Source organism: Microbacterium sp., from assembly GCF_030149085.1.
In the GTDB taxonomy this organism is placed as follows: Bacteria; Actinomycetota; Actinomycetes; order Actinomycetales; family Microbacteriaceae; genus Microbacterium.
This window is the reverse complement of sequence record NZ_JASBSF010000067.1, coordinates 1-8,696: the sequence shown is the minus strand read 5'-3', so window position 1 is coordinate 8,696 and position 8,696 is coordinate 1. Positions and strand designations below refer to the sequence as shown.

The 8,696-nt window shown below is 67.3% G+C and carries 11 protein-coding genes and 1 pseudogene; 5 read left to right on the top strand and 7 right to left on the bottom strand.

Features of this window, described 5'->3' with window-relative positions:
- Positions 1-94 precede the first annotated feature (94 nt).
- Genes Q1V87_RS02795 through cofC form a run of 3 tightly spaced genes read left to right on the top strand, consistent with a single transcriptional unit; the run spans position 95 to position 3,230 of the window.
- Positions 95-1,567: an NAD(P)/FAD-dependent oxidoreductase gene (locus Q1V87_RS02795; RefSeq protein WP_300590772.1), complete on the top strand. Its 1,473-nt coding sequence runs from the start codon at positions 95-97 to the stop codon at positions 1,565-1,567.
- A complete protein-coding gene (gene fgd, locus Q1V87_RS02790) occupies positions 1,564-2,577 on the top strand; it encodes a glucose-6-phosphate dehydrogenase (coenzyme-F420) (protein ID WP_300590771.1) in 1,014 nt (337 codons plus the stop codon). Before Q1V87_RS02795 ends, fgd begins: the two co-directional genes overlap by 4 nt.
- Positions 2,574-3,230, top strand: coding sequence for a 2-phospho-L-lactate guanylyltransferase (cofC, locus tag Q1V87_RS02785; protein ID WP_300590770.1), 657 nt, complete (start codon positions 2,574-2,576; stop codon positions 3,228-3,230). The genes fgd and cofC overlap by 4 nt, the downstream gene beginning before the upstream one ends.
- Here the strand turns inward: cofC and Q1V87_RS02780 are convergent.
- From Q1V87_RS02780 to Q1V87_RS02760, 5 genes are all read right to left on the bottom strand, one after another.
- A complete protein-coding gene (locus Q1V87_RS02780; RefSeq protein WP_300590769.1) occupies positions 3,203-4,003 on the bottom strand; it encodes a uroporphyrinogen-III synthase in 801 nt (266 codons plus the stop codon). The genes cofC and Q1V87_RS02780 overlap by 28 nt on opposite strands.
- A 201-nt stretch (positions 4,004-4,204) precedes the next feature.
- Entirely contained in the window at positions 4,205-4,480 is a 276-nt protein-coding gene (locus tag Q1V87_RS02775; RefSeq protein ID WP_300590768.1) for a hypothetical protein, read from the bottom strand.
- Positions 4,470-4,871 carry a phage holin family protein gene (locus tag Q1V87_RS02770; protein ID WP_300590767.1) on the bottom strand — a complete coding sequence of 134 codons (402 nt, stop codon included), beginning with the start codon at positions 4,869-4,871 and terminating at the stop codon, positions 4,470-4,472. Before Q1V87_RS02770 ends, Q1V87_RS02775 begins: the two co-directional genes overlap by 11 nt.
- Before the next feature lies 1 nt (position 4,872).
- Positions 4,873-5,259 (bottom strand): hypothetical protein, encoded by a 387-nt coding sequence (locus Q1V87_RS02765; protein WP_300590766.1) that lies wholly within the window; start codon positions 5,257-5,259, stop codon positions 4,873-4,875.
- The gene (locus Q1V87_RS02760; protein WP_300590765.1) at positions 5,256-6,731 is read right to left on the bottom strand and encodes an FAD-dependent oxidoreductase; all 1,476 of its coding nucleotides are present in this window, start codon (positions 6,729-6,731) and stop codon (positions 5,256-5,258) included. Before Q1V87_RS02760 ends, Q1V87_RS02765 begins: the two co-directional genes overlap by 4 nt.
- Before the next feature lie 216 nt (positions 6,732-6,947).
- On the opposite strand from Q1V87_RS02760, the pseudogene Q1V87_RS02755 reads away from it, so the two are divergent.
- Positions 6,948-7,043: pseudogene (locus Q1V87_RS02755) on the top strand (Fe-S cluster assembly protein HesB); the annotation flags it as partial.
- Positions 7,044-7,137: 94 nt separating this feature from the next.
- Here Q1V87_RS02755 and Q1V87_RS02750 read toward each other — a convergent pair.
- Both Q1V87_RS02750 and Q1V87_RS02745 read right to left on the bottom strand, forming a co-directional pair.
- Positions 7,138-7,503 carry a helix-turn-helix transcriptional regulator gene (locus tag Q1V87_RS02750; RefSeq protein ID WP_228178326.1) on the bottom strand — a complete coding sequence of 122 codons (366 nt, stop codon included), beginning with the start codon at positions 7,501-7,503 and terminating at the stop codon, positions 7,138-7,140.
- A 9-nt stretch (positions 7,504-7,512) separates the two neighbouring features.
- Positions 7,513-7,956, bottom strand: a complete 444-nt coding sequence (locus Q1V87_RS02745) for a hypothetical protein (protein WP_228178325.1) — start codon at positions 7,954-7,956, stop codon at positions 7,513-7,515.
- 136 nt (positions 7,957-8,092) lie between these two features.
- Here Q1V87_RS02745 and Q1V87_RS02740 point away from each other — a divergent pair, with 136 nt between their 5' ends.
- A complete protein-coding gene (locus Q1V87_RS02740) occupies positions 8,093-8,659 on the top strand; it encodes an HhH-GPD-type base excision DNA repair protein (RefSeq protein ID WP_300590764.1) in 567 nt (188 codons plus the stop codon).
- Positions 8,660-8,696 lie beyond the last annotated feature (37 nt).

Below are 8,696 nucleotides of genomic sequence, written 5' to 3'. Positions count from 1 at the left end.
TGCGGCCCCTCCGGCAGCGCACGACCGATTACCGGGATGCCCGCCCGATATCGCGCCCGCACGATATCGCCGGCGACCGAACACGGGAGCTGCGATGAGACCCGAACACGAAGTCGTGATCGTCGGCGCGGGCTTCGCGGGGCTGGCCGCCGCCATGGAACTCGAAGCTGCCGGAATCACCGACGTCGTGATCCTCGAGCGGGCAGGCGACGTCGGCGGCACCTGGCGCGAGAACACCTACCCGGGCGTCGCGTGCGATGTGCCAGCCCACCTTTACGCTCTGGCGCGTCACCCGTGGCCCCACTGGTCGCGAGAGTTCGCACCGGGAGCCGAGATCCAGGCCTACCTCCGACGGGTCGCGGGCACGACCGGGATCGAGCGCCGCATCCGGTTCAACACGGCCCTGCTCGAGGCCCGCTGGGACGACGACGGCTGGAACCTCGGCACGACGGTCGGACCCATCCGGGCACGGATGCTCCTCCTCGCGTGCGGTCGGCTCACGGAACCGTCCCTGCCGGAAGTGCACGGCCTGGCAGCCTTTCCCGGACCTGTCGTGCACTCCGCGCGCTGGGACCCCGAGCTCGACCTCGAGGGCCAACGCATCGCGGTCGTCGGCACGGGCGCGAGCGGCGTCCAGCTCGTCCCGGAGCTCGTACGCCGGGGCGCTGAGGTGACGCTGTTCCAGCGTTCTGCACCCTGGATCCTCCCCCGCGGCGGCAGGACCTACACGGATGCCGAACGCGAGCGGTTCGCGGCCCAGCCCGAGCTGCTCGCCGCCCTGCGCGACGAGCTCTTCCTCGAGGGTGAGGCCCGCCATGCCTCGCGCGCGGGGGATGCCGCCGCGGCTGCCGCGGCATCCGACCAGGCCCAGGCGCATCTGCACGCGCAGGTATCCGACCCGACGCTGCGCGCATGGCTCACCCCCGACTACGCGTTCGGATGCAAGCGGGTGCTGCTCTCCGACGACTTCTATCCCGCCGTTGCCTCGGATGCCGTCACCCTCGAGCCTTCGGCGCTGGCGCGGGCGGATGGCGGTACCCTCGTCGCCGCGAGCGGACGGCGCCATACCGTGGATGCCGTCGTTCTTGCTACCGGGTTCAGCGCGACGCGTCAGCCTTACGCCGAGCTGGTCACGGGTGAAGACGGGATCTCCCTCGACGAGCACTGGGCAAGCGGCATGTCATCAGCGCTCTCGACAGTCGTGAGCGGATTCCCGAACCTGTTCATCCTCAACGGACCCAACGCGTCCCTCGGTCACAACTCATCGATCCTCATGCTGGAAGAGCAGGCAGCGTACGCCGCGCGGACGATCGCCACGACCCCGGCAACGGCAACCCTGCGCCCCGACCCCGCCGTCGAGCAGGAGTACACCCGCATGATCGTGCGACGCTCGCGCGACACCGCCTGGGTGTCCGGAGGATGCCGCAACTGGTACGTCGACGAACGGTCCGGGCGCCTCACCTTGCTGTGGCCGGGCACCGTGACGCAGTTCCGCGACCAGCTCCGCGGGGCCGACGGCAGCGAATTCCTCACTGAACCCGCTACCGAAAGGAGCACCACGCCATGACCATTCCCCTGCGCCTGGGATACAAGGCATCAGCCGAGCAGTTCGGCCCAAACGAGCTCGCCGACTTCGCGGTGGATGCCGAACACGCCGGGTTCGACTCGGTGTTCGTCTCCGATCACCTCCAGCCGTGGATGCACGAGGGCGGCCATGCGCCCGCGGCCATCCCGTGGCTGGGTGCCGTCGGTGCGCGCACATCCCGGATCCTCCTCGGCACCTCGGTCCTCACCCCCACCTTCCGGTACCACCCGGGCGTGGTCGCGCAGGCTTTCGCGACCCTCGGCGTCATGTACCCGGGGCGCATCATCCTGGGTGTCGGCACCGGCGAATCCCTCAACGAGGTGACCCTCGGCATCCCATGGCCCGAGCCACCGGAGCGTTTCCGTCGCCTGAAGGAGTCGCTGACGCTCCTGGACAAGCTGTGGACCGGCGAGCGCGTCAGTTTCGACGGCGAGTTCTGGCAGGTTCGGGATGCGACGATCTACGACCGTCCCGACACCCCCGTGCCCGTCTACATCGGTGCGGCGGGTCCCGCCGCTACCCGTCTGGCGGGTCGCGTCGCTGACGGTTTCATCACGACCAGCGGTAAGGACCCGGCGCTGTACACCGACACGCTCCTTCCGGCTCTGGATGAGGGACTGGAGAAGTCGGGACGCACGCGCGATGACATCGACACGCTCATCGAGGTGAAGGTCTCGTACCATCCCGATCGCGCCGAAGCCCTCGAGCGCACCCGGTTCTGGGCACCGCTCGCGCTCAGCCCCGACGAAAAGGTCGGCATCCACGACCCCATCGAGATGCAGCGACGGGCCGCGGAACTGCCGATCGAGCGTGTCGCGAAACGGTTCATCGTCTCGTCCGACCCCGACGAGCACGTCGACCGCATCGTCGAGGTCGCCGAGCGCGGCTTCCGTCACCTCGTGTTCCATGACCCCGGGCACGACCAGGCGGAGTTCATGGAACGCTACAGCCGCGACATCCTCCCCCGCCTGCGCGAACGTCTGGATCCGTGAGCGGCTGGACGCTCGTCATCCCGGTGCGCGGCGGCGCGGGAAAGAGCCGCCTCGACGTGCCGGGCGTGGATCGGGCGGCACTGGCGCGCGCGATCGGGCTCGACACGATAGCCGCAGCGCAGGCGTGCCCGGCCGTCGCGCAGGTGGTGGTCGTGACCGCGGATGCCGAGATCGCGCGTGAGATCTCGGATGCCTGCCTCGTCGTCGCTGACCCCGGAACCGGCTTGAACGACGCGGTGCTGGCAGGGCTTGCGATGACGGAAGCTGCAGCGCCGCGAGCGGCAATGCTCGGCGACCTTCCCGCGCTTCGCGCCGCGGATCTCGCGGTGGCTCTCGCGGCGGCGGGACGGCACGAGATGGCGGCGCTGCCGGACGCGGAGGGGACCGGGACGACCCTCCTCACGCGGACGGTCGCTGGCGAGCTCATTCCGGCGTTCGGGGAGAACTCCTTCGCGCGGCACTTCGCAGCAGGGTTCGTCGACCTTGCCCGTGAGATCGACACCGGCTCAGGACACCCCGCGGTCTGGAGCGCACGTCGGGACGTCGACACTCTCGATCAACTGCACGAAGCCGACGAGCTCGGCCTCGGCATCCGGTCGAGTGCACTTATCCAGCGCAGCTCCGGTCAGGGCGCCGCTTCGTCAGTGGCGTAAAGCAGCGGAAAGCGTGCAACGACCTCGATGAGAGCGTCGACGGTCTGGCGATCGGCAACACCATCGACAGTCAGGCCCGCCGCCTGTGCATCAGTTGCCGTTCGCGGACCAATCGCCGCCAGCACGGTCGAGGGCGGAATCTGCGGGAACTGCTCACGGACCTGCTCGGCCACCGAACCGCTCGTGACCAGAATGGCGTTGATCCGACCGCTGCGCACGTCGTTCGCGATGCGCTCGGTCACCGGAACCCCGACCGTGCGGTAGGCGACCACGCTCCGCACGCGATGGCCGGCTTCCGTGAGCATTCCGGTCAGAACGGGCTTGGCCGTCTCGCTCCGCAGGGTCAGGATGTCGCGCGGCTCCGGCTCGAGGCCGATCAGCTGCTCAGCCAAGCCCGCTGCCGAGTTGTCGAGGTCGGGCACGAGATCCACGCGATATCCGACAGCTTGGAGCGCGGCGGCGGTCGTTTCGCCGACGGCGGCGACCTTCGTCTGCGGCGGGATCACGGCGCGGTAGGCATAGAGGACATCGACGGTGGTCGCGCTCGTGAGCGTCACCCAGTCGAAGTCTCCCGCCGCCAGCGCGGCCAGAGCTGACTCGAGCTCGGTGTGATCGGTCGTGGGCGCGAAATTGATCAACGGGGCGATCACGGGAACGGCGCCCTGACGGCGCAGGGTCGCGGCGACGGAGTCTCCCCACGGGCCGCCTCGGGGGACCAGAACGCGCCACCCGGCCAGTGGCTTGGCGGCGGTATCTGACGCTACTCGGTTCATGATCGACTCATCGATGCGGAATCGACCGCCCGACGTTCGAGCAGCCGAACGACATGGCACCGGGGGTCACGGTGCGGGAATATCCACGTCGTCGGCAGCTTCCGCATCATTGCGCTGCCTGTTGTCCGAGCATAACCCCCTGACTCGCGTCGTGTCGCGGGTAGAAGGTCACGAGATGGTCACCTCGTGGTTGCTGCGGCGCTACTTGTTGACGTAGGAGTTGACGCCCCACCACACCAGAGCGCCCACAGCCGCCGCCTTCACAACCGCGATGGTGACGGTTGCCACGGGGTGCTCGCGCGAAAAGCGACGCAGCTTGGCCACGGCGCTGTCGGTCGCCTTCGAGACCTGTCGCGGCACGTTGGTCTTGTCTTCAATGGCAGCGAGCGCTGCCTTCAGCTCCGCCCGAGCCTTCTCGACCGGGTCGGTGAGAGACAGGTCTACTGCAGTGCGGGGGACACCGGACTCAGAGCTCATCGCGGATCTCCTTGATGTCTTGGGCGACGGCCTGGGCAGGGTTACGCCTGCGGGTGAGCTTGCGGAATCTGAGCACGCCCAGCAGCGCGAAAACGATAGTCACGACAAGCAGGGCCGCGAAGACGACCAGCGCCGACAACCACACCGGCCACCACGACGAAAGTCCGGCGATGAGAAAAGTGCCGAACACGGGAAGCGACCAGAACAAGACGAACAGTGCGACGAGGAACAGAACCACGCCGATTCCGGCATCCTTGCCTGCCTGGCGGGCCCAGGATTTGGCAGCGTCGACCTCGGCGACGATGAGGTTGCGGATGAGCTCCGGAACCTCACCGAGGAGCGTCAGAAGAGAGTCGTTCGCCCGATCGCGGAATTCTCGAGGGGCGCTCATGTCACTCCTTGCCGGCGGCCTTGGCGATGTCGTCGATCGCCTCATCGGCAGCCTGTTTGACAGCCTCGGCCGAGGTGTCGGCGGCACTACTGACGGCATCCACCGATTCCTTGCCCGCCTTCACGGCAGCGTCGAGACGTTCCCCCGCCGTGCCCTTCGAGGTCGCGGCCTTCGTCACCTTCACAGCCGAATCCCACAGGGTGCTCGGCAGCGCCATCGCGCTGGACTTCGCGAAGTCCTTCGCTTTGCCCACCTGCTTCTGCACGGGCTCCATGTTCCAGACCTTCAGAGCCTGGGACTTGATCTGCTCGTATCTCTGCCGACCGGCACGCGACCCGAGCACGTAGCCCACGGCGAGTCCGACGACGAGTCCTGCTTTGCCCCTCATGGGGTCTCCTCACGCTTGTCGAGCGGGTGGTCCTCACCCAGCGTAACGCCATCGGCATGCGTCCCCCACAGGAGGTTGACACGGAGCCGCTCAGCCTCTTCACGCGCGTGCGCGGTGACGCGCGCGAGGCCTGGACCCGCCACCCACGCCCCCACGAGCCCGATACCGCGCACCGCCCGTACGCGCGCGCGCAGCGTCTCGGCGGCCTCATCGCGGCCACGCATGAGCGCGCTCGGCGGCTGCACCCACCGATCCCGGCGGGCCTCGACAATTGCGTCGGCGGGGAGCCCGAGGAGAGCTTCGGCGTCCCGCGCAGCCTTGAGGAAGACATCCTCGTCGCTCAGTTCTGAAGTGGGGGCGGCGGTGTCCAGGTCACCGTAGGTGAGGCGGGCCACGCGCACTCCGGGAACACTATTCGCCCACCGCTGCGTCTCATCCGATGCGACAACGGGTTCAGTCGCGGGGTTCGCGGTGAAAACGGTGGTGTGAGGTTCTGCGGGTGCCGGTGCCGAAGCCACGAGGGTGATCACCTCCTGGACGAGTTCGCGCTCCAGAAGAGCCGGAACCGAGAACGGCACCAGGCGGGCGGCGTCAGCGGCTCCCGTAGCGACGATGACGGCATCCGCTGGCAGATCCTGCGTACCGTCGACTGTCTGCGCTGTCACGGTCCACGAGTCGCCCTGGGCAGTCAGCTGGGATACCCGCGCGGCGGTGACGACAGACACCCCGTAGTCGCCGAGCCGAGCGACCAGAGCGTCGACGAGGCGTGTCAGTCCGCCCGCCAGACCCCGAATGGGCGGCGCCGCGGCCTGATCGCCTGCGACCGCGATCAATTCGCCCGCCGCCGCCGCAAGCGAGCCGGTTCGTGTCAATGCCGAGCCCAGACCCGGTGCGATGAGGCTGACATCGACCGCGTCCGGGGGCAGGCCGTAGCGGCCCCTGGTCAACGGTGCGACGAGCCGGTTGTGGATCTGCGCACCCATGCGACGGCGTACGAGGGCGCCGAGATTGCGTTCCTGCCCGATTGTCAGCGGGGGCCGCAACCGGTCGAGGTACGCCCGCCACGTACCGGCCCAGCCGATGACCTTGCGCACCACGGGATCCCACGGGTTCGCGGGGATGCCGGCAACGTTCTGCGCCGGGTAGGGCAGCACTGCGCCGGAGACGGCGACCCAGACATCCGACGTGGCTGGCTCGATCGCCTCGTCGGCGAGACCCAGTTCCGTCACAAGCGCATCGACGGCACCGTTTCGGGTTGCCCACCCCGTGGCACCGAGATCGACCATGACACCTGCCACCTCGGCGTGTGCGATGGCGCCGCCGAGCCGCTCGGATGCCTCGACCACGGTCACTCGGAGGCCGACCTTCGCGCACTCGAACGCGGCGACCAGTCCGGCGAGCCCTGCTCCGACAACGACGACATGCTCGGATCGGGCGTGCTCGACCAGCTTCTCGAACGCGGACTCGGCCATTCCTCCATCCTCCACCATCCGCGCGAGCCCCAATCCCAGCCGAGTTGTCCTTCACCCGCGCGAGTTGTCCTTCCTCCGCGCGAGTTGTCCTTCACCCACATCGAGCAACTAAGGACAACTCGACTCAAGGAAGGACAAGTCGGCTGAAAGGAGGACAAGTCGGCTGAAAGGAGGACAACTGGGCTGAAGGAGGGAGCTGCGTGGAACACTGATGACATGGAGTTGCACATCACCGGCGACGAGGCTGCTGACCGTCTGCTGTCGGATGACCCGCTGGCCCTCCTGATCGGGATGCTGCTTGACCAGCGTGTGCGATAACCATTGGCAATCGCGACGACCGCGTGCGACCACCGCCTGCTTGAGGGGCTCGCGGGCGGATGAGTCCTCGAGCCGCTCGTGGCGGCGTTCAGTCTGCTGACGTCGCGTCCCTGGGGAGCTCCACGATGTTGGCGCTGATGCCGGACAGGAAGTGGCCGCCGAGCGGGGACAGAGAGAGCTCCTTTCGCTTGGCCCCGGTGCGAGGGGCGTCGACAGCCTTGCTCACGAGGAGCCCGGAGTCCTCGAGGCGTTTCACCGTGCGATACAGGCCCCTCTCAGTCACGTGCCAGCCGGAAGCGGCGGCGAGATGAGTGGTGAGGTCATTGACGGTGACCGGTTGATGAATGGACGTCAGTCGCAGAAGGATCGGGGCAAGCATGGCCTTCTTATAGGTCTCCACCCATGACTCGATTCGGCTTGTCACCCACTCTTCATTCTCATCGGGGTGCGCCATGTTCACACCTCAATCTTCCCAGCCGCGGCCCAGAATGGCCCCAATCAGGTGAATGAGCAGCCCCAGCCCCCACACTGAGCTCATCACAAGCGTTGCTCCGAACCACGGCGTAGCGAGCAGGTCATGGGCTGCGAGCTGGAAGCCATCAGCCTCACCAGCCAGGGCGACACTGCGGATGGCTGCGTGCAGATTGAAGGATGACGTGATGACGACGAAAGCGACCGCGTGCGCGACGACTTGCCCGAAGCGCACCCGTCGAAGTTCGCGGCGGTTGGACCACAGCCAGACGACGATCCCAAGCGCGACTGCGGCGGTAAGGAGGCCAGCGAGGAGCCCGATCTGACCGCCGGTCAGAGCGATCACCGTTTGCACGCCCGCCATCGCAATAAACAGGATCAGCGCATAGGGCAGTAGAAGTCGGCGTGCGTTGACGGAAGTTTGATTTGTTGTCATATGGGTACTGTACCAGAAGTACAGTACCTTCGAGTAGGCACGACCTTGAACGCCGCAACACCTACCGGCATCGCCCCGTGGCTCACGACCTTTACCGCTCGCCAAGTCCACTAGGCCTCGATGTCAGACTGGGTGCATGACGCTCCACATCACCGGCGATGCCGACGCCGACCAACTGCTGACCGACGATCCGCTGGCACTGCTGATCGGGATGCTGCTTGATCAGCAGATCGCGATGGAGACCGCCTTCACAGGCCCGAAGAAGATCAGGGAACGAACGGGAGAGCTCTCCGCATCCGCCCTGGCGGCGTACGCCCCCGAAGCATTCGTCGAGGTGTTCCGCCAGACCCCGGCCGTGCACCGGTTTCCGGGATCGATGGCGGGCAGGGTGCAGGCGCTGTGTGAGGCGGTCGCGACCGACTGGGATGACGATGCCGCCGAGATATGGACGCGGGGCGAACCCGATGGCGCCGAGGTGTTGAGACGACTGAAGAAGCTGCCCGGGTTCGGGGAGCAGAAGGCGAAGATCTTCCTCGCCCTGCTGGGAAAGCAGTACGGGTACGACGGGGACGGATGGCGCGAGGCCTCCGCTCCCTACGGCGAAGAAGGGTCCTTCCGCAGCGTCGCTGACATCACCAGCCCCGAGTCCCTTGCGAAGGTGCGAGAGCACAAGAAGGCGATGAAGGCTGCCGCCAAGGGCTGATACTCACCCTCGATTCCGCAGCCTGTGTCAGGCGCCG

Bases quoted from the DNA above. Each gene is read 5' to 3' on its own strand.
- Q1V87_RS02780 (WP_300590769.1), bottom strand. From the start codon at position 4,003: ATGAACCGAGTAGCGTCAGATACCGCCGCCAAGCCACTGGCCGGGTGG.
- Q1V87_RS02775 (WP_300590768.1), bottom strand. From the start codon at position 4,480: ATGAGCTCTGAGTCCGGTGTCCCCCGCACTGCAGTAGACCTGTCTCTC.
- fgd (WP_300590771.1), top strand. From the start codon at position 1,564: ATGACCATTCCCCTGCGCCTGGGATACAAGGCATCAGCCGAGCAGTTC.
- Q1V87_RS02745 (WP_228178325.1), bottom strand. From the start codon at position 7,956: ATGACAACAAATCAAACTTCCGTCAACGCACGCCGACTTCTACTGCCC.
- Q1V87_RS02795 (WP_300590772.1), top strand. From the start codon at position 95: ATGAGACCCGAACACGAAGTCGTGATCGTCGGCGCGGGCTTCGCGGGG.
- Q1V87_RS02760 (WP_300590765.1), bottom strand. From the start codon at position 6,731: ATGGCCGAGTCCGCGTTCGAGAAGCTGGTCGAGCACGCCCGATCCGAG.
- Q1V87_RS02740 (WP_300590764.1), top strand. From the start codon at position 8,093: ATGACGCTCCACATCACCGGCGATGCCGACGCCGACCAACTGCTGACC.
- Q1V87_RS02765 (WP_300590766.1), bottom strand. From the start codon at position 5,259: ATGAGGGGCAAAGCAGGACTCGTCGTCGGACTCGCCGTGGGCTACGTG.
- Q1V87_RS02750 (WP_228178326.1), bottom strand. From the start codon at position 7,503: ATGGCGCACCCCGATGAGAATGAAGAGTGGGTGACAAGCCGAATCGAG.
- Q1V87_RS02770 (WP_300590767.1), bottom strand. From the start codon at position 4,871: ATGAGCGCCCCTCGAGAATTCCGCGATCGGGCGAACGACTCTCTTCTG.